This is a genomic window from Burkholderia sp. AU31624, from assembly GCF_020420065.1.
Lineage (GTDB): Bacteria > Pseudomonadota > Gammaproteobacteria > Burkholderiales > Burkholderiaceae > Burkholderia.
The window spans coordinates 594,772-620,008 of the sequence record NZ_JAIZRT010000005.1 but is presented as its reverse complement, the minus strand read 5'-3'; the positions used below and the strand labels follow the sequence as shown (position 1 = coordinate 620,008).

General features: G+C 63.6%; 22 protein-coding genes and 1 tRNA gene. 9 read left to right on the top strand and 14 right to left on the bottom strand.

Annotated features, from left to right (window positions below):
- Positions 1 to 363 precede the first annotated feature (363 nt).
- The 3 genes from hemP to LGM89_RS21900 all read right to left on the bottom strand — a co-directional run bounded on the left by hemP (position 364) and on the right by LGM89_RS21900 (position 2,208).
- Complete coding sequence (gene hemP, locus LGM89_RS21910) at positions 364 to 615, bottom strand: hemin uptake protein HemP (RefSeq protein ID WP_089440628.1); 252 nt, start codon at positions 613 to 615, stop codon at positions 364 to 366.
- Positions 616 to 753: 138 nt separating this feature from the next.
- Positions 754 to 1,236 carry an SRPBCC family protein gene (locus LGM89_RS21905; RefSeq protein WP_039370078.1) on the bottom strand — a complete coding sequence of 161 codons (483 nt, stop codon included), beginning with the start codon at positions 1,234 to 1,236 and terminating at the stop codon, positions 754 to 756.
- A gap of 99 nt (positions 1,237 to 1,335) precedes the next feature.
- A complete protein-coding gene (locus tag LGM89_RS21900; RefSeq protein ID WP_089495224.1) occupies positions 1,336 to 2,208 on the bottom strand; it encodes a pirin family protein in 873 nt (290 codons plus the stop codon).
- A gap of 122 nt (positions 2,209 to 2,330) precedes the next feature.
- Here LGM89_RS21900 and LGM89_RS21895 point away from each other — a divergent pair, with 122 nt between their 5' ends.
- Positions 2,331 to 3,305: a LysR family transcriptional regulator gene (locus LGM89_RS21895; protein ID WP_089495223.1), complete on the top strand. Its 975-nt coding sequence runs from the start codon at positions 2,331 to 2,333 to the stop codon at positions 3,303 to 3,305.
- 418 nt (positions 3,306 to 3,723) lie between these two features.
- Here the strand turns inward: LGM89_RS21895 and LGM89_RS21890 are convergent, their stop codons facing one another.
- The 9 genes from LGM89_RS21890 to LGM89_RS21850 all read right to left on the bottom strand — a co-directional run bounded on the left by LGM89_RS21890 (position 3,724) and on the right by LGM89_RS21850 (position 11,030).
- Entirely contained in the window at positions 3,724 to 4,152 is a 429-nt protein-coding gene (locus LGM89_RS21890) for an ExbD/TolR family protein (RefSeq protein WP_039370086.1), read from the bottom strand.
- Between the two features lie 13 nt (positions 4,153 to 4,165).
- On the bottom strand, positions 4,166 to 4,897 hold the full coding sequence (locus tag LGM89_RS21885) for a MotA/TolQ/ExbB proton channel family protein (RefSeq protein ID WP_089440626.1): 732 nt from the start codon (positions 4,895 to 4,897) through the stop codon (positions 4,166 to 4,168).
- Positions 4,898 to 4,933: 36 nt separating this feature from the next.
- Positions 4,934 to 5,665, bottom strand: coding sequence for an energy transducer TonB (locus tag LGM89_RS21880; protein ID WP_226273854.1), 732 nt, complete (start codon positions 5,663 to 5,665; stop codon positions 4,934 to 4,936).
- Positions 5,666 to 5,883: 218 nt separating this feature from the next.
- Positions 5,884 to 6,120: a bacterioferritin-associated ferredoxin gene (locus tag LGM89_RS21875; protein ID WP_226273853.1), complete on the bottom strand. Its 237-nt coding sequence runs from the start codon at positions 6,118 to 6,120 to the stop codon at positions 5,884 to 5,886.
- Between the two features lie 150 nt (positions 6,121 to 6,270).
- Entirely contained in the window at positions 6,271 to 7,131 is an 861-nt protein-coding gene (gene murI / locus LGM89_RS21870; RefSeq protein WP_089495222.1) for a glutamate racemase, read from the bottom strand.
- Between the two features lie 39 nt (positions 7,132 to 7,170).
- Entirely contained in the window at positions 7,171 to 7,647 is a 477-nt protein-coding gene (gene bfr, locus LGM89_RS21865; RefSeq protein WP_011352652.1) for a bacterioferritin, read from the bottom strand.
- A gap of 194 nt (positions 7,648 to 7,841) precedes the next feature.
- Complete coding sequence (locus LGM89_RS21860; RefSeq protein WP_039370104.1) at positions 7,842 to 9,365, bottom strand: fumarate hydratase; 1,524 nt, start codon at positions 9,363 to 9,365, stop codon at positions 7,842 to 7,844.
- Positions 9,366 to 9,399: 34 nt separating this feature from the next.
- The gene (locus LGM89_RS21855) at positions 9,400 to 10,023 is read right to left on the bottom strand and encodes a TIGR00645 family protein (RefSeq protein ID WP_124585982.1); all 624 of its coding nucleotides are present in this window, start codon (positions 10,021 to 10,023) and stop codon (positions 9,400 to 9,402) included.
- A 113-nt stretch (positions 10,024 to 10,136) separates the two neighbouring features.
- A complete protein-coding gene (locus LGM89_RS21850; protein WP_071333524.1) occupies positions 10,137 to 11,030 on the bottom strand; it encodes a DMT family transporter in 894 nt (297 codons plus the stop codon).
- 317 nt (positions 11,031 to 11,347) lie between these two features.
- Between LGM89_RS21850 and acs the strand changes: the two genes are divergently transcribed.
- The 3 genes from acs to LGM89_RS21835 all read left to right on the top strand — a co-directional run bounded on the left by acs (position 11,348) and on the right by LGM89_RS21835 (position 15,777).
- Complete coding sequence (acs, locus tag LGM89_RS21845) at positions 11,348 to 13,330, top strand: acetate--CoA ligase (protein WP_089495221.1); 1,983 nt, start codon at positions 11,348 to 11,350, stop codon at positions 13,328 to 13,330.
- 83 nt (positions 13,331 to 13,413) lie between these two features.
- On the top strand, positions 13,414 to 13,758 hold the full coding sequence (locus LGM89_RS21840) for a DUF4212 domain-containing protein (RefSeq protein WP_226273852.1): 345 nt from the start codon (positions 13,414 to 13,416) through the stop codon (positions 13,756 to 13,758).
- A 3-nt stretch (positions 13,759 to 13,761) separates the two neighbouring features.
- Positions 13,762 to 15,777 carry a sodium:solute symporter family protein gene (locus LGM89_RS21835; RefSeq protein ID WP_089495220.1) on the top strand — a complete coding sequence of 672 codons (2,016 nt, stop codon included), beginning with the start codon at positions 13,762 to 13,764 and terminating at the stop codon, positions 15,775 to 15,777.
- Between the two features lie 65 nt (positions 15,778 to 15,842).
- On the opposite strand, the gene LGM89_RS21830 is transcribed toward LGM89_RS21835, so the two are convergent.
- Together LGM89_RS21830 and LGM89_RS21825 are read right to left on the bottom strand one after the other, a co-directional pair.
- Positions 15,843 to 16,418 carry a hypothetical protein gene (locus LGM89_RS21830; protein ID WP_226273851.1) on the bottom strand — a complete coding sequence of 192 codons (576 nt, stop codon included), beginning with the start codon at positions 16,416 to 16,418 and terminating at the stop codon, positions 15,843 to 15,845.
- Positions 16,419 to 17,098: 680 nt separating this feature from the next.
- Positions 17,099 to 17,189: transfer RNA gene (locus tag LGM89_RS21825), tRNA-Ser, on the bottom strand.
- A 186-nt stretch (positions 17,190 to 17,375) separates the two neighbouring features.
- On the opposite strand from LGM89_RS21825, the gene LGM89_RS21820 reads away from it, so the two are divergent.
- The 5 genes from LGM89_RS21820 (at position 17,376) to LGM89_RS21800 (ending at position 25,232) form a co-directional block, all read left to right on the top strand.
- On the top strand, positions 17,376 to 18,008 hold the full coding sequence (locus tag LGM89_RS21820) for a LysE family translocator (RefSeq protein WP_089495218.1): 633 nt from the start codon (positions 17,376 to 17,378) through the stop codon (positions 18,006 to 18,008).
- 45 nt (positions 18,009 to 18,053) lie between these two features.
- Positions 18,054 to 18,479, top strand: a complete 426-nt coding sequence (locus LGM89_RS21815) for a hypothetical protein (protein WP_226273850.1) — start codon at positions 18,054 to 18,056, stop codon at positions 18,477 to 18,479.
- Positions 18,480 to 18,709: 230 nt separating this feature from the next.
- Positions 18,710 to 21,487, top strand: a complete 2,778-nt coding sequence (locus LGM89_RS21810) for a type VI secretion system Vgr family protein (RefSeq protein WP_226273849.1) — start codon at positions 18,710 to 18,712, stop codon at positions 21,485 to 21,487.
- Between the two features lie 23 nt (positions 21,488 to 21,510).
- A complete protein-coding gene (locus LGM89_RS21805; protein ID WP_089495215.1) occupies positions 21,511 to 23,757 on the top strand; it encodes a hypothetical protein in 2,247 nt (748 codons plus the stop codon).
- The gene (locus tag LGM89_RS21800) at positions 23,754 to 25,232 is read left to right on the top strand and encodes a virulence factor (RefSeq protein ID WP_089495214.1); all 1,479 of its coding nucleotides are present in this window, start codon (positions 23,754 to 23,756) and stop codon (positions 25,230 to 25,232) included. Before LGM89_RS21805 ends, LGM89_RS21800 begins: the two co-directional genes overlap by 4 nt.
- Positions 25,233 to 25,237: the final 5 nt, after the last annotated feature.

Sequence of the window (25,237 nt, the reverse complement as noted above, 5' to 3'; positions counted from 1 at the left end):
AGCGCTGCTGCGCCTCTTTGTACGTCAGCTCGCCCTTTTCGACCTGGGCCACCACCGACAGCTTAAAAGCCAGACTGTAGTCCCGCTGCGTCCGCTTGATCCCTTGCTCCATTTGGCACCTCTTCGCTTCAGCGAAAAAGTGTCAACCTATTTCAGGACGGGTCACACCCAAACAAAAAAGCGACACGTCGAAGGACGTGTCGCTTTTTTTCTTCCTTGTGCGAGAACCAAAAAAAGTGGCTTGGCTTGCTGCAACGGCTGCTTGAGTGTGTTTGCACGAAGGGGTCTAGATCTCGCGTGCAAGCCGTTACGCTGGCTACTGCCCAACACCTCTCAGGGAGGTGGTCCCCACAATACTCTGTCTTACTTCGTCAGGATCAGTTTGCCCAACCGTGTGGCGCGCAACTGATAGGTCTCTCCGTTATGCGCGATGCTGACGTGGCTTTGGCCTTGCAGCAGCGCATCGCTGCTGACGACCCGCGTGCCTGCTTCGCGGTTGCCGGCGGGTTTCGCCGGCGTGGTGACCGCTGCCGTCTTCTGACGGCTGCTGCCTGCGGTGCCGGTCGTGCGGCGCAAGGTCAGCGTGGTCGGGGTCTGGCGCAGGGTGTCGGTCATTCGCTTGATCGGTGACTGTCGATACGATGGAATGAATTCTAAATGATAACTATTCCCATTTACAAAAACTCTTTATCGATCGAAATGGTGAGCCCGATAGCTTGAGTCAAAGGGGCGGCCCACAGGCCGCCGTCGAGTTCAGTGCAGCGGATCGGGATCCTTGCGGCCCTGCGCGTACTCGCGGATCAGGCGGACCGTGTCGATATCCGACGTGCGGTACGCTTCCTTGACGATCCCGTGCGTCTGACGCGCGTCTTCGCTGTCGTCCGTGACGACCAGCGTCGTGCGGTATTCGAAACGCAGGAACAGCTCGTGGTCGTCGCGTTCCTCGATCGTCATCGTCAGCGAGCCGCCGATCTCGCCATCGGCGGCGAGGATGTCGTAGCGAACCTGCTGGTTCGGCGTGAACGTGACGTGGTCGCGCACGGTCGCGTGACCGTAGTGCAGTTCACGTTCGAGCGTCGTGTCCGTCCGTTCGTGGACGACGCAGCTGTCGAGACCGAGCACGAACAGTTGCGGCTGTTCGGCGCGCAACACGAGACCTTCCCAGAGCTGGTCGCGGGTGAGGGTCGGCACGGCCGGATCGTCGGAATTGATCTGGATCAGATGTTCGAAGTTCAAGGGGACGGGTTCCTTCTGGTGGCGGGCGGCCACGTGGTTCAAGAAGTTATTGTGACGCAAAACGCGCGGTTTCGCGGCACCTGGGCGCCCGTCGGTGCGTCATGCTTCGATGCGCCCCATGCGACCGGTCTGGTAGTCGACGACCGCCTGCCGGATCTCTTCCTCGGTGTTCATCACGAACGGGCCGTAGCGGACGATCGGCTCGTTGAGTGGCACGCCGCCGATCAGCAGCAGGTCGAGCGACGTGCCGCCGGCGGCGAACGTGACCGTGTCGCCGTCATCGCAGTACACGACCATGTTTCGTGCGTCGACCGCCTGCCTGGCGGGCCCGTAGAGTCCTGTTCCGTCGATCGGATAGGCGAACACACGATAGCCTGCCGGGACGGTCTGCGTGACCGTTGCGCCTGGTTGCAGCGTGAAATGCTGGTAGAGGATCGGTGTGCGTGTCTCGATCGCGGCGCGGACGCCGAACGCTTCGCCGGCGATCACGCGCACCCGTGCGCGGCCGTCAGGTGAGGTGGCGGTCGGGATGCGATCCGCGGGGATCTCCTGGTAGCGCGGCGCGATCAGCTTGTCGCGGCGCGGCAGGTTGACCCACAGCTGGAAACCGTGCGAGCGGCCGCCTGCTTGCGCGAATTCCGGATCCGGCATCTCGCTGTGCACGACGCCGGCGCCCGCCGTCATCCATTGCACGTCGCCCGGGCCGAGCGTGCCGGCATGGCCGGACGAGTCGCGATGGCGGAAGCGCCCGTCGAGGGCGTAGGTCACGGTCTCGAAGCCGCGATGCGGATGGTCGGGGGCGCCCTTGGCTTCGCCGGGCGCGTAGTCGACGGGGCCCATTTCGTCGAGCAGCAGGAACGGATCGAAATCCATCAGCAGCCGGGTCGGGAACGGGCGATGAACCACGAAGCCGCCGCCTTCGGTCGTGCGAAGCGCGGGGTAGGTGCGGTCAAGCGAGCGAGCGGTCGTCATGCGGATACCCTCGAAATCAACGGAATAGCGTTATTTTTGAAACATAGCGCTATTATATTGGGCGTTTTACCGTTCAATTCGCGAAGGTTCGCAATGGATTGTTCTGAAATTGGAACGATGACATGAATATCGATGCACATAACCTGAACGACCTCATGTACTTTTCGCAGGTCGTCGAACATGGCGGTTTCTCGGCCGCGGAGCGCGTGCTGGGCATCTCGAAATCGCGCCTGTCGCGGCGCCTGACCGAACTCGAGGCGGCGCTCGGCGTGCGCCTGCTGCAGCGTTCCACCCGCAAGCTCGCGCTGACCGAGGCGGGGGAGCTGTTCTACCAGCATTGCCAGGCGATGCTGGCCGAAGCGCAGGCGGCGATGAACGCGGTGCAGCAGTTGCGCTCATCGCCGCGCGGATCGGTGCGCGTCAGCGTGCCCGTGACGCTGTCGCAGACGATGCTGTCGCGCATCCTGCCCGAATTCCTGCGTCGCTATCCCGAGGTGAAGGTGCACGTTCGCGTGACGAATCGCGTGATCGACCTGTTCGAGGATTCGATCGACGTCGCGCTGCGCGTGCGCTCGGAGCCGCCGCAGAACGCGAACATCGTCGTGCGGCCGCTGTGGCGCACCGAGCAGATGCTGGTCGGCGCGCCGAGCCTGCTGAGCCAGAATGCGCCGCCGCTGGTACCGGACGACCTGAGCGGCTTCGAGACACTCGATACGCCGAGCGTCGACGGGCGGCACCTGTTCAACCTGATCGCGCCGGACGGAACGCGTCACGTGCACGAGCACGACCCGCGGCTCGTGACGGCTGACCTGATGACGATCCGTGAAGCCGTGCTCGATGGCCTCGGCATCGCGGCATTGCCGGAGATGATGTACGGCAACGCGCTGAGGGCGGGGCAACTGTCGCCGGTGATGCCGGGCTGGACGTTGCCGGTGCCGCAACTGTATGCGGTGTTCGTGTCGCGGCAGGGGATGCCGCCGGCGGTGCGTGCGTTCGTCGACTATCTGGTCGAGAAGCTCGATCATGGCGCCTACCAGGATCCGGGGTGCCCGGAACGCGCGAAGAAGGAAGCGGCGGCCGATGTTTCGGCGACCTGAACACGACGCGCACGGCGACGCAAATTTGTTTTGTCATTGAAGCGTCGCCTGCAATCGCAAGTTTCAATCGCCGGAACCTTGAATGCGTGTGCGCGCGGGCCTATATTGAAATCCCATTTCGTGAAGGAAGTTCTGAGCGAAATCAGGTGGCCGCATATATTGCGAGCCAGATAGGGCAGAACGCGCAGTCCGTGCAGACCACGGCAGAGTCGCATTTGCGTTGCTCGAGGCGCAACCGATACCGCCAAAGAGCCCGCCGCCCGAAGGCGCCCGCGTGCGCATGAAAAAAGGCCTTCATCTGGCGATGAAGGCCTTTTACTTTGTGCGCGGCCGGCTAGGCGCGGCCGGCTAGGCGCGGCCGGCTAGGTGCGGCCGGCGATGCGCGGCCGGCGGTGAGTTACCGCAAGACGTGCGCGCGTTACTTCGCTTTCGCGCCCGGCTCCGTCACGAAGCCGAGCTTCGTCAGGCCGCCTGCCTGCGCATCCGACATCACTTCCGCGACGTGTTCGTACGCGACCTTGCGATCCGCGCGAAGGTGCAACTCCGGCTGGGGCGTGCGCTTTGCCGCTTCCGCGATGCGTTCCTGCAATTGTGCGCGCGTGACCGTGTGGTCGTCCCACAGGATCGTGCCGTCACCCTGGATCGCGACGTCGACCGTCTGCGGCTTTTCGTCGACGGGCTGGCTGCTGGCGTGCGGCAGGTCGATCTTCACCGCATGCTGCATCGCCGGGATCGTCACGAGGAAAATGATCAGGAGTACGAGCATGACGTCGACGAGCGGCGTCATGTTGATCTCGCTCATCACTGCATCGTCGTCATCGTCGCTGAAACCGGTGTTCATTGCCATGGTTCACCCCGCCTCAGCTGGCGCGCGTCGCGAGACGCAGGCCGTCGCGCGTCGACGACGAGGCCAGGCTCGCGCCCGTCACGAAATACGCATGTAGACCGTGCGCGAAGCGGCGCAGCTTGCTGACGACGCCCTTGTTCGCGCGGGTGAGTGCGTTGTAGCCGAGCACCGCCGGGATCGCGACGAACAGGCCGAAGGCGGTCATGATCAGCGATTCGCCGACCGGGCCCGCGACCTGGTCGATCGACGTCTGGCCGGATGCGCCGATTGCGAGCAGGGCGTGGTAGATCCCCCAGACCGTACCGAACAGGCCGACGAACGGCGCGGTGCTGCCGATCGACGCGAGGATCGCGAGACCGCTCTGCATGCGCGAGATGCCTTCGTCCATCGTGTCCTTCAGGCAGCGCGTGACCCAGTCCGACACGTCCATGCGATCGTGCAGGTGCGGTTGCGTCTGGTGGTGGTGATCGGCGGCTTCCTTGCCCGACAGCGCGAGCGCGAGGAACGGGTTGTCGTTCGGCGTCGATGCGGCGAGGCCGAGCTTCTTGATGCCGTCGTCGAAGTTGTCCGAATGCCAGAATGCCTGTTCGGCGTTCTTCGTCAGGCGGTTCAGGCGAATCACGTTCCAGCCCTTGATGACGATCACGATCCACGACAGGACCGACATCACGAGCAGCGTGATCGCGATGGCGCGCGTGACGAAATCACCTTGCGCCCAGACGTGCGCGATACCGTAGCTTTGCATTTTCTTGTTTCCTTTGAATCTACCGAATATGACGGGTTAGTCGTCAAGCGTGAAGTTGAAGGGCAGCGTATGGGCGGCGCGGATCGCCTGGCCGTTCTCGATATACGGCGGGCAGGTGCTCGCGCGCGTCGCCTCGAGCGCGGCTTCGTCGAGACGCGGGTAGCCGCTGCTCTTCTGCAGCTGGACGCTTTCGATCTTGCCCGTCACGCCGATGATGAAGTGAACATAGGCCGTGCCCGTTTCGCTGCGACGGCGCGACATCGACGGATAGGTCGGCTTGACGAAATTGCAGCTGAGCGCCGACACGTTCTTCGGCGCGCTGACCTGCATCGTCTCGCGCGCCGGGCCGGGTGCTGCAGCCGGTGCAGCAGGCGCCGGCGCGGCCGGAGCCGGTGTCGGGTCGGCCACTGCCGGCGCGGGCGTCGGCGATGGTGCCTGCGAGACGGGTTGAGGCGTCGGGACCGCCTTCTGCACCGGCTTCGGCTCGACCTTCGGCTTCACGCGCGGCGTGGGCTTGGGCGGCGTAGGCTGCTGCGCGGCCGACTGGACCGCGACCGGCTGGGCAGGAGGGGCAGGCGGAATGAGCTGCGCGGTGATCGACTGAACCTCGATCTCCTTCGGCGGCGGCGGCGCGTTGCGATGGAGCCAGGCGGCCGTCAGCATGATCGCATGTGCGGCAAGCACACCGACCGCGACGACGATCACTCGGGGATTCATACGTGGTGCAGCCGGCACGGCGCCGGCAGGAGCGAGATGCGAAGCCTGCATGTTAGCTTGAAAGAACGATGTCGCACCCGGGGCGCGGCGGGTGAATCGGCATCACTTGCGGAAGATCAGCAGCGAGATGCAAACGGTGGTCACAAATCCGATCAGCAATTCCATGACAGGCTCCTTGGCAGGTAAGCCGCTGGCTCGCGCAGACGGTGGCTTGCTGACGGTCAAAACAAAAAATGCGGCCTGGGCCGCATGCGCACACTCGGCGCCGGTCAGGCGGCCTTGCGTTCGTAAAACGTGACCGGGATCGGGTGAGCGTGATGCTCGACACCGCACCGGCTCGCGCAGACGCCTTGTTCGGCCATGAGGTCGCGTACGGACTCCTCGCACTTGCCGCAGCACGTGGCCACGCCAAGCTCGAACTGGAGTTCATCGAAAGAGGTCACGCCCTCTGCGAGGGACGCGCGAATCTTGCGATCGGAAACAGACTTGCACACGCAGACGATCATGATGAGTTGCGATAGCTAACGGTAATGCGAATTATTATCATTAAATTTGCGGACGTTGACAAGCCTGGGGCAGGCTTTTTTTAAGGGCATCGGACCCTTGAAACGTCGGGAGGGTGGAGCGGCACGCGGAAGAGGGCGTACCGGCCGGTATCAGGCGGTCGCGCAAGCGCGCGCGTTCGGCGAGGAAATGGTGACGGATTCGACCGGCGCAGCGAGGCCGAGCAGCGTCGAGGCGAGCACCTGCAACTGGCGGCCGTCGCTGGTCGAGCAGAAGCGGGGCGGTGCCGCGCGCGTGCCGGCCGGTGCGCGCAGGTGGCGTTCGTCGAGCACCCGCACGAGCTGGCGCGCGATCGCGTCGCTGGTGTCGACGAGCGTCAGGCGGTCGCCCACAAGGTCACGAATCGTTTCCGTGAAGAACGGGTAATGCGTGCAGCCGAGTACCAGCGTATCGGCGCCGTCGTCGAGCATCGGTTGCAGGTAGCTGTCGAGCAACGCGCGCAACGCGGGCGAATTCGTATCGCCGCGCTCGATGGCTTCGACGAGCCCGTGGCCGGGCTGGCAGATGAAGCGGCGGCCGGCGCCGTAGCGGTCGAGCAGCGCCTGGAAGCGCGGGCTGTTCAGCGTCGACTGCGTGGCCAGGACGCCCGCGACGCCGCTCGCGGACACGGCGGCGGCCGGCTTGATGCCCGGCTCGACGCCGACGAGCGGCATCGACAGATGTTCGCGGACCGTGGCTATCGCACGTGCGGTCGCCGTGTTGCACGCGATGACGAGCGCTTTCGCCCCTTCGCGGGCCAGCCACTCGCCGATTGCCAGCGTGCGTTCCGTAATGAACGCCTCGTCGCGCGGACCATACGGCGCATGGTGCGAATCGGCGACGTAGATGAACGATTCGTCGGGCAGTTTCGCGCGCACGGCGCGCAGCACCGACAGGCCGCCCAGCCCTGAATCGAAGATGCCGATGGGCGCGACGGTCGTGGCCGTCGCAGGAATAGCGGAAGGTGTCGACATGAACGGGCTGGGGGCGGTAACGGGAAGCGTGGAGCGAGTTTACTCCGGCGACCCCATCATCGTTTGCTGGTAGTTCTGCAGGCCGACCTTGCCGATCAGGTCGATTTGCGTTTCCAGCCAGTCGATGTGCTCTTCGGTGTCGTCGAGGATCTTTTCGAAGATCTCGCGCGACACGTAGTCACGCACCGATTCGCAGTAGGCGATCGCTTCCTTGCAGGTGGACTGCGAGATCTGTTCGAGCTTCAGGTCGCACTTCAGGATCTCTTCGGTTTCCTCGCCGACGAGCAGCTTGTGCAGATCCTGCAGGTTCGGCAAGCCGTCGAGCATGAAGACGCGCTCGATCAGCCAGTCGGCGTGCTTCATTTCGCCGATCGACTCGTCGTACTCGTGCTTGCCGAGCTTCTCGAGGCCCCAGTGCTTGTACATGCGCGCATGCAGGAAGTACTGGTTGATCGCCGTGAGTTCATTCTTCAACTGGGCGTTCAGATATTCGATGACTTTCTTGTCGCCTTGCATGGCCTGTTCCTTGTTCAGTGGGGCTTCAGAAACCGAACGATAATCGCTCGAACGAGAAAAGCCAAGCCTCGAAGCCTTGCCGGGCCTGCCTTTTGCGTGTAATGAGAATCAGCCTCGAATATCCGGCCACGCACCATAATGAGAATGAGAAGTAAAAAGGCCGGACTCGCGTCCGGCCTTTCGTTCGATCGCGCTTAAGCGGCTGCGACCGGGATCTTGCCGATCTTCGCTTGCCACTCCTTCGGACCGGTCTGGTGCACCGACGTGCCCGACGAATCGACGGCGACCGTCACCGGCATGTCCTGCACGTCGAACTCGTAGATCGCTTCCATGCCGAGGTCTTCGAACGCGAGCACCTTCGCACCGCGGATCGCCTTCGACACGAGGTAAGCCGCGCCGCCGACGGCCATCAGGTAGGCCGCCTTGTGCTTCTTGATCGCGTCGATCGCGACCGGGCCGCGCTCGGCCTTGCCGACCATCGAGATCAGCCCGGTTTGCGCGAGCATCGTCTCGGTGAACTTGTCCATGCGCGTGGCCGTCGTCGGGCCTGCCGGGCCGACCACTTCGTCGCGGACCGGATCGACCGGGCCGACGTAGTAGATCACGCGGTTCGTGAAGTCGACCGGCAGCTTCTCGCCCTTCGCGAGCATGTCGGCGATGCGCTTGTGCGCAGCGTCGCGGCCGGTGAGCATCTTGCCCGACAGCAGCAGCGTCTGGCCCGGCGTCCAGCTCGCGACTTCTTCCGGCGTCAGCGTGTTCAGGTCGACGCGCTTGCTGGTTTCCGTGTTCGGTTCCCAGTTGACCTTCGGCCACGCGTCGAGCGACGGCGCTTCAAGCTTGGCCGGGCCCGAGCCGTCGAGCACGAAGTGCGCGTGGCGCGTCGCCGCGCAGTTCGGGATCAGTGCGACCGGCTTCGATGCCGCGTGCGTCGGTGCCGCCATGATCTTCACGTCGAGCACGGTTGCCAGGCCGCCGAGGCCCTGCGCGCCGATGCCGAGCGCGTTGACCTTCTCGTGCAGCTCGACGCGCAGTTCCTCGACCCAGTCCTTCGGGCCGCGCGCGATGATTTCCTGGATGTCGATCGGCTCCATCAGCGATTCCTTCGCCATCAGCATCGCCTTTTCGGCGGTGCCGCCGATGCCGATCCCCAGCATGCCGGGCGGGCACCAGCCCGCACCCATCGTCGGGACCGTCTTCAGCACCCAGTCGACGATCGAGTCGGACGGGTTCAGCATCACGAACTTCGACTTGTTCTCCGAGCCGCCGCCCTTCGCCGCGACCTGCACGTCGACCTTGTCGCCCGGCACGATCTCGTAGTGGATCACGGCCGGCGTGTTGTCCTTCGTGTTCTTGCGGGCGCCTTCCGGCGGATTGACGATCGACGCGCGCAGCACGTTGTCCGGGTGCGTGTAACCGCGACGCACGCCTTCGTTGATCATGTCGGTGAGGCCCATCGTCGCGCCGTCCCAGCGCACGTCCATGCCGACCTTCACGAAGATCGTGACGATGCCGGTGTCCTGGCAGATCGGGCGGCGGCCTTCCGCGCACATGCGGCTGTTCGTGAGGATCTGCGCGATCGCATCCTTCGCGGCCGGGCTCTCTTCCAGCTCGTACGCGCGGCCGAGGGCCTGGATGTAGTCGAGCGGATGGTAGTAGCTGATGTACTGCAGCGAATCCGCGATGCTCTGGATCAGGTCTTCCTGTTTGATGACGGTCATGGCTGAGACTCTGTGGGGACTGTGGGGAATGCGTTTATGCGTTGACGGCTGCGTCGGCCGGCTTGCGGGGCTCGTTCGCCGCGCTCGCGTGCGCGCCGTGGGCGTGCGGCTCGTGGAAATGGGCCGGGTGCGTGTGCGTCGTCAGGCGGTCGACCCACGCCATCACGAGCGCCGACACCAGGAACGACACGTGGATGATCACCTGCCACATGATCGCGTGCATCGTGTGCTGGTCGGGGTTGATGAACGTCTTCAGCAGGTGGATCGACGAAATGCTGATCAGCGCCATCGACAGCTTGACCTTCAGCACGCCCGCGTTCACGTGGTCGAGCCATTCGGGCTCGTCGGGGTGCCCCTCGATGCCGAGGCGCGACACGAACGTCTCATAACCGCCGACGATCACCATGATCAGCAGGTTCGAGATCATCACCACGTCGATCAGGCCGAGCACCGCGAGCATCACGCTGATTTCGTCGAGGCTCGTCGCATGCGACAGCAGGTGCCAGACTTCCTTCAGAAACAGGAACACGTAGACGGCTTGCGCAACGATCAGGCCGAGGTAAAGCGGAACCTGGAGCCAGCGGCTCATGAAAATCAGCGCGGGAAGGGGGCGAAGCGGGCGACGCGCGGGGCGGCCGGGCGAATGCGGGGCAGACATGGTGGACAGTCGGGCGCGGTGCGCAGGTATCGGGGGTAATCTTGAAAAGGCGCGCTATTGTAACGCGTCGGCCGGCGCGATTGCAGTGACGCGCCGGCGCTGCCGGGGACGGATCAGGAGGCGGCGGCCGGCACGCGTTTCACGCGCAGGCTGGCGAGCACGATGCCGGTGACGACGCACGCGAGCGCGATGCCGTGGGCGAGCGTCGGGCGCTCGCCGAGGAACGCGATGCCATACGCGGCGGCCGCGACCGGCAGCACCGCGCTGAACACGCCGGCAAGGCTGCCCGGCACGTGCCGGATGCCTTTCATCCACAGCCAGAACGAGAAGATGCTGGCCGACAGGCCATACCAGACGACGAGCGCCCAGGTGCCGGCCGGCACGCTCGCGTAATCGAAATGCCACATGGCCGTCGCGCCGAGCGGCAGCATCAGGCACAGGCCGAACAGGTGCGTGTACGCGCAGATGTCGATCGGCGCGAGCGTCTGCGTGAGGCGGCGCGACAGGATCACGTAGATCGATTCGCAGCACACCGCGCCGAGGATCAGCAGGTTGCCGGTCAGCGACGACGTGCCGTGCCCGGCCGCGCTGCCGTTCGCGAGGTTGATCGTCACGACGCCGGCGATCGCGAGTGCGATCGACACGAGCGCACGGCCGTTCGGTTTTTCACGCAGGATCAGCCACGCGAACAGCGCGACGATCGCCGGGATCGTGCTGGTGATCACGCCGGCCGCGACCGCGCTCGTGCGCTGCACGCCGTTCAGCATCAGCAGCGTGAACATGAAGGTGCCGAAGAACGCCTGCAGGAACAGGTTCAGCCATTCGCCGCGCTTGACCGTGCGCATTTTCACCGGACTGAACAGCGGCCACAGCACGGCGATCGCGATTACGAAGCGCAGCGTGGCGAGGATGGCGACGGGAACGAAGACGACGATCGATTTACCGATACCGACATTGCTGCCGACGAACAGCATCGACAGCACGAGAAAGAAAGCGTAGCGATTCAAGCTGGAATCCGGAAGGCGAGTTCAGTTAGGATTGTAGGGTCGCGCTCGTTACAGCGTAAAGCTGCACGCGGGCGCCGCCCGAAGGGCGAAACGGCCGTGCCGCGTAAGTGACGGGTAAGTTCGAGCGCTTATCGTGGAAACTGTCGGGTCGCCCGGTCGCCATCGTGTGACTTGGTGCGGCGCAGCATCGCGCAGCGGCCTTCGGGCCGTGCGCGGGTGGTGGGTAGGAGACAGCGGCGCGCTTGCGCCGGCCAAGACGCGCGGCGCGCACGATCGCGCCGCCATGCAGAGGATTCATGTTCACCAAGGGGTAGTCGATGTCTGCGATTGAATCGGTTCTTCACGAAACCCGTCAGTTTGCGCCGCCCGCGGCGCTCGAACAGGCGGCGACCATTTCCGGCATGCCGGCCTATCGTGCGCTCGCCGCCGAAGCCGAGAACGATTACGAAGGATTCTGGGCGCGTCTCGCGCGCGAGGGTCTGGCGTGGCACAAGCCGTTCACGAAAGTGCTCGACGAGTCCAACGCGCCGTTCTACAAGTGGTTCGACGACGGCGAGCTGAACGCGTCGTACAACTGCCTCGACCGTCACGTCGAAGCCGGTAACGGCGAGCGCGTCGCGGTGATCTTCGAAGCCGACGACGGCACCGTGACGCGCGTCACCTATGCGGATCTCCTCGCACGCGTATCGCGGTTCGCGAATGCGCTCAAGAAGCGCGGGATCGGCAAGGGCGACCGCGTCGTCATCTATATCCCGATGTCGATCGAAGGCATCGTCGCGATGCAGGCCTGCGCGCGCATCGGCGCGACGCACTCGGTCGTGTTCGGCGGCTTCTCCGCGAAGTCGCTGAACGAGCGGCTCGTCGACGTCGGCGCGACCGCGCTCGTCACGGCCGACGAGCAGGCGCGCGGCGGCAAGACGCTGCCGCTGAAGAGCATCGCGGACGAAGCGATCGCGCTGGGCGGCTGCGAGGCCGTGAAGAGCGTGATCGTCTATCGCCGCACCGGCGGCAAGATCGACTGGCACGCCGAGCGCGACCTGTGGATGCACGAACTGACGGCCGGCGAATCCGACCAGTGCGAGCCGGAATGGGTCGGCGCCGAGCATCCGCTGTTCATCCTGTATACGTCGGGCTCGACCGGCAAGCCGAAGGGCGTGCAGCACAGCACGGGCGGCTACCTGCTGTGGGCCGCGCAGACGATGAAGTGGACCTTCGACTGGAAGCCCTCCGACGTGTTCTGGTGCACGGCCGATATCGGCTGGGTCACCGGCCACACGTACATCACGTACGGCCCGCTCGCCTGCGGCGGCACGCAGGTCGTGTTCGAAGGCGTGCCGACCTATCCGGACGCCGGGCGTTTCTGGAAGATGATCGGCGACCACAAGGTCACCGTGTTCTACACCGCGCCGACCGCGATCCGTTCGCTGATCAAGGCGGCCGAGGCCGACGACAAGGTGCATCCGAAGAGCTACGACCTGTCGAGCCTGCGCATCATCGGCACCGTCGGCGAGCCGATCAATCCGGAAGCATGGATGTGGTATCACAAGCACGTCGGCCAGGAGCGCTGCCCGATCGTCGACACGTGGTGGCAGACCGAGACGGGCGGCCACATGATCACGCCGCTGCCGGGCGCGACGCCGACCGTGCCCGGTTCGTGCACGCTGCCGCTGCCGGGCATCATGGCAGCGGTGGTCGACGAAACCGGTCAGGACGTGCCGAACGGGCAGGGCGGCATCCTCGTCGTCAAGCGCCCGTGGCCCGCGATGATCCGCACGATCTGGGGCGACCCGGAGCGCTTCAAGAAGAGCTACTACCCCGAGGAACTCGGCGGGCGCCTGTATCTGGCCGGCGACGGCACCGTGCGCGACAAGGACACCGGCTATTTCACGATCATGGGCCGGATCGACGACGTGCTGAACGTGTCGGGCCACCGACTCGGCACGATGGAAATCGAATCGGCGCTGGTCTCGCACGAGCTCGTGGCCGAGGCGGCCGTGGTCGGCCGTCCGGACGATACGACGGGCGAGGCGGTGGTCGCGTTCGTCGTGCTGAAGCGTTCGCGTCCGGAAGGCGAGGAAGCGGCGGCGCTGGCGAAGACGCTGCGCGACTGGGTCGGCAAGCAGATCGGGCCGATCGCGAAGCCGAAGGACATCCGCTTCGGCGACAACCTGCCGAAGACGCGCTCGGGCAAGATCATGCGGCGCCTGCTGCGTTCGCTCGCGAAGGGCGAGGCGATCACGCAGGATACATCCACGCTCGAGAACCCGGCCATCCTCGAGCAGCTCGCCGAAGTGCGCTGATCGTACCGGTTGCGCGTCACGCGCACGAGCCCCTGCGCGGCAATCCCGATTGCCCGCGCAGGGGCTTTTTGTTACATAACGGCATGACCGTTCCGACCCGTCCCGCGCCTGCCGCGCCCCCTCCCGTTCCCGAGCCGCTCGCGCGTGCCCATGCACGCTACTGGCGCTTCAACGTCGCGCTGATCGCGGTGCTGATGGTGATCGGCTTTTCGGTATCGTTCATCGTGCCGTTCTTCGGGCCCGCGCTCGCCGGGATCCGTTTCGCAGGGTTCAGCCTGCCGTTCTACGTCGGCGCACAGGGCGCGATTCTGGTGTACCTCGTGCTGATCGTCGTCTACATCGGGCTGATGCAACGCGCGGACCGCGCGCTGCGCCGTGCGTACGACGATCATGCGGCACGCGCCGGCCACGCGAACGGTGGGCGCTGATCCATGCTGACGCGCCGACTGATCCGCGCCTACGCGCTCTACACGCTGGGGTTTCTCGGGTTCGTGCTGCTGATGTGGCGGATCGAGCGTGCCACCGGCTCCGGCGTCTGGATCGGCTACGTGTTCCTGTTCGTGCCGATCGCCGTGTATGCGGTGATCGGGCTGCTGTCGCGCACGTCCGATCTCGTCGAATACTACGTGGCCGGGCGGCGCGTGCCGTCTGCCTTCAACGGGATGGCGACCGCGGCCGACTGGCTGTCGGCCGCATCGTTCATCGGCCTGGCCGGATCGCTCTACGCGACCGGCTACGATGCGCTCGCGTACGTGATGGGCTGGACGGGCGGGTTCTGCCTCGTCGCGTTCCTGCTCGCGCCGTATGTGCGCAAGCTTGCGCGCTACACGATTCCCGATTTCCTCGGTACGCGCTTTTCGAGTACGGCCGTGCGCGCGCTGGCGGCCGGTGCGGCGATCCTGTGTTCATTCGTGTACCTGGTCGCGCAGATCCAGGGGATCGGCCTGATCGCGACGCGCTTCATCGGCGTCGATTTCGCGATCGGGATTTTCTGCGGGCTCGCGGGCATTCTCGTGTGTTCGTTTCTCGGCGGGATGCGCGCGGTCACGTGGACGCAGGTCGCGCAGTACATCATCCTGATCAGCGCGATCCTGATTCCGGTGTCGCTGATCGCGATGAAGAACGGGCTCGGCCCTGTGCCGCAGTTCAATTACGGCAAGCTGATGGAGCGCGTCGCGGCGCGCGAGGCGCAGGTGCGCGATGCGTTCGACGAGCAGCAGGTGCGCGACGCGTATCGCCGGCAGGCCGCGGATATCCAGACGCGGCTCGACCGGCTGCCGGCATCCCATGCGGACGCCCGCCGGCATCTCGCCGACCAGCTGGCCGACCTGCGGCGCCACAACGGGCCGCTGCGCGAGATCAGCCAGCGCGAGCGCGAGCTGGCCGACTTCCCGCGCGATCCGGCGGCGGCGCGTGTCGCGTGGACGCAGGCGCGCGACGACCTGCTGGCGCGTGCCGAGCCGCCCGTGCCGATGCATGAGCCGTTTCCCGCCGCGAGCGAAGACGAACGCAAGCCGCGCGAGCGGAATTTCCTTGCGCTGCTGCTGTGCCTGTCGCTCGGCACCGCGAGCCTGCCGCACATCCTGACGCGCTACAACACGACCACGTCGGTCGCGTCGGCGCGGCGCTCGGTCGGGTGGACCCTGTTCTTCATCGCGCTGTTCTACCTGAGCGTGCCGGTGCTCGCGGTGCTGATCAAGTACGAGATTCTCGCGAACCTCGTCGGGCGGCCGTTCGCCGAATTGCCGGCGTGGGTCACGCAATGGCATCACTTCGAACCCGACCTGATCAGCGTCGTCGAGGTGATTCGCGACGGCATCGTGCACTGGTCGGAAATCCAGATGCAGCCGGACATGGTTGTGCTGGCCGCGCCGGAGATCGCCGGGCTGCCGTATGTCGTGTCGGGGCTGATCGCGGCCGGTGCGCTTGCCGCGGCGCTGTCGACCGCGGACGGGCTGCTGCTGACGATCGCGAACGCGCTGTCGCACGACGTCTATTACTGCATGGTCGCGCCCGATGCGTCGAGCCAGCGGCGCGTGACGATCTCGAAGGTGCTGCTGCTCGGGGTCGCTCTGTTCGCGTCGTATGTCGCGTCGCTCAATACCGGAAAGATCCTGTTTCTCGTCGGCGCCGCGTTTTCGCTGGCGGCGTCGAGCTTCTTTCCGGTGCTCGTGCTCGGCGTGTTCTGGAAGCGCACGACGACGCGTGGCGCGATCGCGGGGATGGTGACCGGGCTTGCGGTGTGCGTGTACTACATCGTGTCGACCTATCCGTACTTCACGCAGCTGACGGGGTTCGCGGGGAGCACGTGGTTCGGGATCGAGCCGATCAGCTCGGGAGTGTTCGGGGTGCCGGCGGGTTTTGCCGTGGCGATCGTGGTGAGTTTGTGCGATCGAAAGCCGGATGAATATACGCGGGCGCTGGTGGATTACATCCGGCATCCGTGACGCAAGTGTCGTTCGGCATTGCTCAAGTGCCGGGACCCGTTCGTGTTGGCGCCATGACGGGTGGGTCAGAGCGCTGAAATGCCGAGCTCGGCTCCCTTGGTCGTCTGCACCCGGTTGAAATCACAGCTTCCATCCGTCACGCCTTTCGCGTTCGGGACGGCGACGCAGACATAGGCACGGATGCCGTGCGGCAAGGCCACGTGGCGGAACTCGCCAACCTTGATCGTCGCGACCCGATCGACGGCAAATCGATCGTTGATCGGTGTCACGCCGGACGGGATCGACATGGTGACTTCCGACGTGGCGTTCCCGGCTTGCGATGTCAGCGTCTGGCTGCTGCCGATCTCTCCGTTGACCGAGAAGCGTATCGCCGCCTGTCCCTCGGACACGCGCTGGACCGTGACCGCGAGCGTCGGCTTGGCAATTCCCGCTGCGCATTTGCCGGCGGCGCATTCGCGAACGGAAAGAAGCGTGCGAAATGGGGAGGCGGGCTGACCAATGACCGACAGGTCGGTCGACGAGCCGCCGTCGCGCAGCGATTTTTCGAGCGGTGGGGGAGCGGTTACCGCGACGGTGGTGCTGATCGACGCGGGCGAAAATGCCGTCGCGCAAGCGGACAGCATCGTCGCAGCAATAGCCATCGTGGCGAACCGTGGACTCAATCGCATGGAGCTGACTCGCGGTGATGAAACCCTGGATATCGTCAGGAGAATACGCTTCTTTAGCGTGGGGTGTTCGGGAGTTGCGGTGTGCTGCATGCTCGGCTCTAACGAGGAAGCGGCTGGCTGTGCAGGGTCGCCGGTTTCGAGAGCTTTTCGGAAGTCAGTTTATCGGTCGTATTCCGGAAAATTTGTGAAGCCGAATCCATGATGCGGATTTCCGATCGTTATTCAATTTCGACTGACGGGCTGAACGGGCGTCGCCGGGCCGAGAAAGATAATGGAGCGATAAGAAGCGCGTTGAATTGCATGGCCGTCGCTCGCGCTTGATGCCTGACGACGGACATCAATGCGCAGTGCATGATGGCGAGCGTGTCTGCGTAGCGCGCATCGGGGGAGCAAGGGGAAATCGACGATGCAAGCGCGCATCGGAGGCGCGGCCAACGGTCGCCACACCGACGATCCGCGGACGCTTCAGCGTGCAGAAATGAAAAACGGGCCGAGCGGCCCGTTTTTGCGGATGTCCGGGGATTCGCCCACACGAGCGCGGGCCGCGGATTCGCTTGCAGGCGAATCCCTTCGAATCCCCCGCGCCAGCCGGCCTGCCGGCTGGCTTCTTTCCGGAAACGAAAATGCCCGCTGGCGCGGGCATTTTTGAATACTGGCGGAGAGAGGGGGATTCGAACCCCCGATAGGCGATTAACCTATACACGCTTTCCAGGCGTGCGACTTAAACCACTCATCCATCTCTCCGGAAGACCGAGAGTATAGCAAACTCTGGGGGCAGTCCGCCACTCCGTCCGACGATCCATGCAAATCGGACGGGGCGCGAGGTCGGTGGCCCGCCAGACAACCGTCGAGTGGGCGGTCGCGCCATCATGCGATCATGCTCCGTCCGCCTGCATGTTCCAGCCCTTCGTTCAACAGGAACGCCCCGCCATGTCGCTGTCCGCCTTGCTCGCTTTTGCCCTGATCCTGTCCGTCGGCGTCGCGACGCCCGGTCCGACGGTGTTGCTCGCGATGAGCAACGGCTCGCGATACGGATTGCGTCACGCGATGGTCGGCATGCTGGGCGCTGTCACGGCCGATGTCGTGCTCGTTGCGCTGGTCGGGTGCGGTCTCGGGATGCTGCTCGACGCGTCGGAAACGGCCTTCGTCACGCTGAAGCTGGCCGGTGCGGCGTGGCTCGCCTACGTCGGCGTGCGGATGCTGCTGTCGTCCGGCGGCTCCACCGCCGCTGCGCAGGCGCTCGATCACGCGACGCCCGATCGCCGGACCGCGTTCCTGAAGAGCTTTTTCGTCGCGATGAGCAACCCGAAATACTACCTGTTCATGTCTGCGCTGCTGCCGCAGTTCGTCGACCGGTCGCATGCAATCGCACCGCAGTACGCGATCCTCGCGGCGACGATCGTCGCGATCGACGTTATCGGGATGACCGGCTATGCACTGCTCGGCGTGCATTCGGTGCGCGTGTGGAAGGCCGCGGGAGAGAAGTGGCTGAACCGTGTCAGCGGGTCGCTGCTGCTGATGCTCGCGGGCTACGTCGCGCTGTATCGCAAGGCCGCGAACTGACGCGGCGATGCATCTGGAACATACCTCTCGCCAACTGGGCCGGCGATGAAGCCGATCGAGCGCTTCACGCTCGAAACGCACGACGGTTCGTATGAAACGTGGCCGTCGCCCACGCACGTGCTCGCGAACGGCGAACGTTGCGGCCTCACCGTTTCCGGCTATGTGCTGCTTCGCCAGTTCGAGACGCCGGACGCCTATCTGCTCGTCACCGACTACGACTGCCTGTTCGAGGAGGCCGTCACGTTCGCGCTCGTGTCGAAGGATCCGTTGAAGGAACTCGCGCGCCGCACGGTCGGCGCGATGTACGCGTCGTGCCATCTGGACGACATGACGTGGACCGACGACCGCCACTTCAGCGCGACGTTCGTGGACATCGAAGGACGGTGGGATTTCACGATTCGTGACCGATCGGTGCCGATCGTGCTGCCACGGCTAGGTATGCGGCAAGTGCCTGTCGGCGCGGCACCATGACGACGATCGGGTGTCGCCGGACGAGGTGTGATCAATTCGAAAGAGTGTGAAATTTTAAATCCGGCTGGAAGCATTACACAAAGCGCTCTAAAACCTTTCAAAATTTCGTCACTCGCCTGACAAATTTGATATGCTCGCGAAAAAACAGGCGGGCGGCACTCCCAGGACGGACCAGCGGGCGTGATTGCCCGGTGAACAACGAAGTAAAACAAAATCCTGAGAGTCACGCTGTGAATACAGCCGAATTGCTACGCACATTTGCGTCCGGGGTGGTCGATCAGAACAATCGGCCGGTTCGCATGAACTGGGGGCCTGCCCAGAAGACGCTCGAGCAGGTGCTCGCGCTTCAGTATGCCGATATCCGGGAAGGGTTGATGACGGGCATCGAGGGGCATCTGACCTGCGTGTCCGCGCGGGCCGATCTCCCGATCCGTAGCTTCATCGGGCTACCGGTTTCCGTGGAGATGACGACCGATCGCGGGCGTCTCCATACCATCAACGGCATCGTCACCGACGTCCGCACCGGACAGTCGGACGGTTCGCTCACCTGCTACCAGTTGACGATTCGCGACGTGCTGTCGGTGATGGAGCGGCGAACCAATTCGCGACTGTTCCGCACCAAGAACCTGCCCGACATCCTCGGCGTGCTGCTCCAGGAGTGGCGCCAGCGCAGTTCGGCGCTGGCGGGCGCATTCGAATTCGACCTGTCCGGCCTGCAAGGCGAACGTTACCCGGCGCGTGAACTCACGCGGCAGGTCAACGAGTCGGACGCGCACTTCATCCGGCGGCTGCTGCGGCGCGACGGCGCGACTGTCTTCGTCAAGGCAGGCAAGGCCGGCGAGCGGGCGAACGGCAACGCGAACGACACGCCGGTTCATACGCTGGTCTTCGCCGACGATTCGATGAAGTTGCCCGAGACGGTTGCCGGTACCGTTCGCTATCACCGTGATGCCGCCACCGAAGAGCGCGACTCGATCACGCTGTGGGCGACGAGCCGAAGCCTCATTCCGGGCAAGATCGTCCGGCCGACATGGGATTACAAGACCGGCCGGATGTCGCAAACCGAACAGGCGACGATCGTCGACCAGGGCGACGGCGGCAACGATCTCGGGCATTTGCTGGCCGACAGTGTCATCGATATTCCGCACGCGGGAAATTCGTCGGCCGATCTCGACCGGATCGGCAAGGATCGCATGCTTGCGCACGAACTGCGCGCGGAATCCGTCGACGGCGTGAGCAATGTGCGCGACCTGGCCGTCGGCCATTGGTTTGCGCTTGCCGAGCATCCGCAGCTCGACACATTGCCGGCCGAGCAGCGGCAGTTCGTCGTCACGTCGCTTCATCACCGTGTACGGAACAACCTTCCGAAGGAACTGAACGAGCGCGCACAGTCGCTGTTCGCGGCAAGCCGCGTGCTGTTCAACGCGGTGCCGACCGACGTGAACAGCAAGCCAGGCGATGAAAACGACAGGCGCTACGAGAACACGTTCTCGTGCGTGCGGCGCGGCGTGCCGCTGACCCCGGCCTACGATCCCCATGTCGACCTGCCGGCCGTGCATCCGATGACGGCCGTCGTCGTCGGACCCGACGGGGAAGAAGTGTTCTGCGATGAAATGGGCCGCATCCGGGTGCAGATCCAGGGGCTGAACGCGGACGATCACGCGCATGCGCAGGGCGCCGGCACGAGCGGCACGCCGACCGACAGCGCGCCGGTGCGTGTCGCCTGCGCGCTCGCCGGGCCGAGCTTTGGCGCGAATACCTTGCCGCGCGTCGGCATGGAGGTGCTGATCGGCCATATCGGCGGCGATCCGGACCGGCTCGTCGTGATGGGTGTGCTGGCCAACGGGCCCAACATGCCGGCGACCTTCAGCCACACCGGCGCGCTGCCGGGCAACCGATACCTGTCCGGCACGAAGACGAAGGAAATCAAGGGGCAGCGGTACAACCAGATCCGCTTCGACGATACGCCGGGGCAAATCAGCAGCCAGCTGGCGAGCGAGCATGCCCATAGCCAGCTGAACCTCGGCTATCTGACGCAGCCGCGCGACAACGGCCAGGGTGCGGCGCGCGGCGAGGGCGCCGAGTTGCGCAGCGATGCGCACGTGGCGATTCGCAGCGGCAAGGCGATGCTGATCTCGGCCTGGGAACGGCTGCGCGCGAGCGACGGCCACCTGGCGCGGGACGAGTACCTGCAACTGATGCAGGAATGCGTCGAGCTGTTCAAGAGTCTCGGCGACTATGCGGGCCAGCATCAGGGCGTGGCGCCCGATACGCAGCCGCACGACGTGCTGATGACGACGGTGAAAGGCTGGCCGAACGGGGAAGCCGCCGGTGGCGGCGAATCGTCGGGCGCGTCGATGGCGGCGATCGGCATCACCGCGCCGGCCGGGATCAGCATCGCGACGCCGAAGACTGTCACGACCCATGCGGGCGGCAACGTCGATATCGTCGCGCAGAATCACCTGCAGTACACGAGCGGACAGCGGATCAACCTGCAGGCCGGCCACGGCGTGGCGATGTTCGCGCACAGCGAAGGGGTCTCGGCGATCGCCAACCAGGGGAAGGTGGCGCTGCAGAGCCAGAACGACGATACGCAGATCGATTCCGCGAAAAACATCCAGATGACGGCGGGGGGCGGAAAGCTCGCGGGCATGGCCAGCGAGCAGGTCGTGTTCGTGACGTCGGGCGGCGCGTATCTGAAGCTGCAGGGCGGAGATATCGAGCTCGGGTGTCCGGGGAGTTTCACCGTCAAGTCCGCGTCGCATACGTGGGCCGGGCCGGCGAGCATGAGCACCGATTTCCCGAAGTTCGACCAAGGTTCGCTGGGGCGGGTGCCGAAGCTGGTTCGGGCGACCGACGGGCAGCCGGTCGAAGGGATGGAAGCCGAGGTGCGCAAGGCATCGGGCGAGTTGATCAAGGGGAAGACCGACGCGCAAGGCAAGCTGGCGCCGGTCAGCAGCGATCAGTTCGAACAATTGGCGGTGCGCTTCTTCAAGTCGAGAACCTGAGCTGAGTCTTCAAGAAAAACAACATGTTCAACTACAACTTTTCGCAGAACCCGGACGACCCGTCGAAGATGGCGGTGGGTGGTGGAGCGGGGACGACGCTGTTCAATCGGAACGACCTCCAATGCGTGATGCAGATGCCGCTGCCGGGCGTCGTCATTTTCGTTCATGGGGTGAATTCGGAGGGCGAGTGGTTTACTGCGGCCGAAAAAGGGCTGTGCGATGGATTGAACCGGCGCTTGGGGAGGTATGACGATCAGTTGTTCCAGTGTGGGCCGTCGGCCGGGCAGATGAAGCCAGTCACTTATATCGACAGCCTGACGCCTGACGGATTTTTGAATCCGGAAATGTCCTCGCAGACGTACATCAAGCCCGACCCGTCCTTTTCGCCTGTCATTCACTTTCGGTGGGGCTACTCCGCGAATTTGAAGGAGCTGAAAGAGTATGGCGACAAGATCATGCTCAACGAGAAGAACTACTGGGGTGGCGGGCCGTTCGCGGGCGGCTGTTCGAGTTTGCCGGATTTGTGGAACGATGGGTTGCACGACCGACTTTTTCTGTGGCTGACCGTCCAGCACATGAATTCGATCGGCAATCGCAAGATCTATTCGACGCCGCCGCGTACCTACGGCGTGCTGGGTGCACTGCGGCTTGCGCGCCTGGTCGAATCGATCCGCAAGCGGCAGGCCGACGTGCCGATCACGATCGTGTGCCACAGCCAGGGAAACATGATCGGGCTCGCCGCTGCATTCCTTGGCGACCGGTTGCCCGAGGTGACGGATCAGTGGGGCAAGACAGGACGCTGCGTCGCAGACACTTATGTTCTCGCCAATCCGCCGTACAGCCTCGTGGAGAGCAACTTCACCGATACCTGGGCACAGCGCGGGGTACGCGACAAGAACGGGCATGTGGGGCGCGAGACCTATGTCGCACGCAAGGAAACGCTGAGGGAGTACTTCGATATCCTGCGCGCTCGGGCCGACCTGGAGATGCCAGCGGAGGATCTCGATCGCGCGATGGAAAACGCAAGACCGTCGAAGTGTGGGGGGAAGCCGTATAGCGCAGCCAAGGACCGGGAGGCGCATGGGTTGTACGGGACAAACACCTACGGAAGAGTGACGCTGTACTGCTGCCCGCATGATCAGGTCATCTCTGCCCTGACCGTTCAAGGGATCGGCTGGCGCGGGATGAGTATCGAAGAGATCAGTGCGACGAACGCGTGGGGTGTTTTCTCGCAACGCGTGTTCGCGTCGAATTTCGAAGTCGGCGGTGACAACAAGCTATACCGGTATTGGGAGGATGACTGGCGTAGCAGCAAGAACAAAACGGAGGGTTTTTGGTATCCGCCATCACCGCCCGCGCGGTATGGGTTTGCGCGAGGCATGCATTCCAATGAAGGGTGGATCGCGAAGTTTTTCACGCTTGTAACGAGCCCGGCTCTCTACCTGTTCAACTTGTCGGACATGGAGGTCAACGCCTTACCGCCGGAAAAATGGGAAATCCCGATTACCGCACCGATGCTCGACAAGGAAACGCGCTTCTTTCCAAAGGCGTTGCGCTATGGCAAGCCATCGGGCGCGTGCGATGCGGACGGGAAACGGCTCGAAGAAGGAGCGTTCAACGAGGGCTATGATCCGCCGTCGGCCGGGCTCGATGCCAACAAGGAGAACAGACGGGATGACGATCCATACGACAACTTCGACAAAAAGTCAGAAAAATTCGCGACGCCCGAGGGCGACGCGCTGAAAGCGCAGGGCGACGCAGCATCCGAGGCTGCGCAGCGATACGAGGATCATTCCATTCTCCGGATGGAGGCGCGGAGATCGGGGAATCGCCGCTGGGTCGACAAGGACGGAAAGGTGATCGGAGAGGACGATCCGGACGCAGCGAGCGCTGACTATACCGAATGGCGGAACAAGGAGATCTTCGAGATTCTGAACGGCGGGGACAAGAATAACCCCACCAATCATTCGACCATCATGACCAACAAGGACCATGCTGAAAATGCATTGGCCTATGATGTGGCGATTGGGGTTTGTTATTTGACGGAGAATGACTTCTACAAGCTTCGTATCGAGGCGGACTGGAGGTTTGTCGAGGATCTGGGTGACAGTAATCCGAGCCAAAAATTCTATGAATATTTTTCTTATGGAAAATATCAGAAATTATTCCTTCAAGATTGGGTGAAGGTCGATAAGGATGCGATGATGCCGTCGAAAATACATGACGAACGCGATGGAGGATTGTTCCTCAAGATCGGGGGCATCTTATGAGGGCTATGATTGCGACATGGCCTCGTCGTGCAGGGATCGCCGGCGTTGCGATGGTCGTGTCCTCAATCGTTTCACTGGTGCTTTTGATTTCAATCGGTGATTCGACAGGCGGGTTAACAAATTGGGGGGAGTTGATGAAGCGATTGGTGCTGCTGCCGGGGCTTCTGGCGATTGTGGTGTTGGCGTTGACAACAGTTCTTGCAGTGCCCAAAGCGATAGCTGCGCCGGCTGCCAACAAGGCGGTCGGCACGGGGGCGGAGTCTTCACGACCCTTTGTGGCGCAAGTGGTCGGTCTCGAGTGGATGAATCCACTGCATCGAAGAGACTATCCGACAGAGTGGCAACTGTTGTGGACGCTCGGGTTGGTCAAGCCGAACAGCAACGACGATATGGTTCGAACGAACCCCCAAAAATATTCGTCGTTGCAAGCAATTTCCATTGTGGCGGACGGACAGCGGGGCAGTGAGTCGTTTGCGGGGTTTTATAAGAAGTATATTCGTAAGCTGCTTGTGTTGTTTCGTACGCGTTACGTGACAAGCTCGGATTATTTTTATACGGTTAAATCTGATAATAAAAATGAATGGCGAGAGTTGGCTGGTATTCGCGTCGAGCTTGCCATTCCTAATGCTCGTCTGGATCCGGCGCTTGCTGGAACGTTTTTGCGCGATGAAATGGTCAATGCTTACGAGATCGGGAATCCCTCCGCAAAAGATCTTTGGAGCCGCGATACGCCGCCCGATATACACGTGACATCGGGACACGGCAATGCCGGCTTCACGTCATTGAATGCTGCGCTGGATTATCTGGCTGCACACCCCGACAAAAGCGTCTGGGTGATGAACTGGGACGCACCCAGTTTCCCGCCGAGTGATGGACAGATCAACGAGAACATGGTGGTGCTGTTCCTTGCGGGCCCTGACCTGAAGACCGAGCGTGAACCGCTTGCCTGGATCGGCAAGGCTGCACGAGGCAACGTCAAGGATTTCGAGGCGAAGCAAGGCGCGAGCCGTGCGGTACAGGCATGGAAGTCGACGATCGATACGGCGGCGAGCAATGCGGGCGTGTCGGTCTCGTCATTGAATTACATCGTGCACGACGCAGGCAAGGGCAGCGACGCAGCATCGACACGGATCGCCTCGCTGTCGCAAACGCTGACGGAAGTGCTGCCGGAATATGATTTCCGTACGCAGACCTTCAATACGGCGGCGCTGCTCGGTGACATGGGTGCCGGCGCGGCGCTGACCGACGTGGCGCTCGCCATCGGCCGGGCGAATCACCTCGGCGGAAACGTGCTCGTCGCAGGGACGACCGACGCGGAGCACCCGACTGCGGTAGTGGTGGTCGCGCCTTCGAAACTGACGCCGATCGATGCAGGCAAGAACTGGTTCCGTGCACGCGGTGAAAACAATGCGTATTTGCCATGGTGGGGCCGCCGTCACGATGCGCGTCAGGCATCGCAAGGCTATTCGGAATAAGGAGC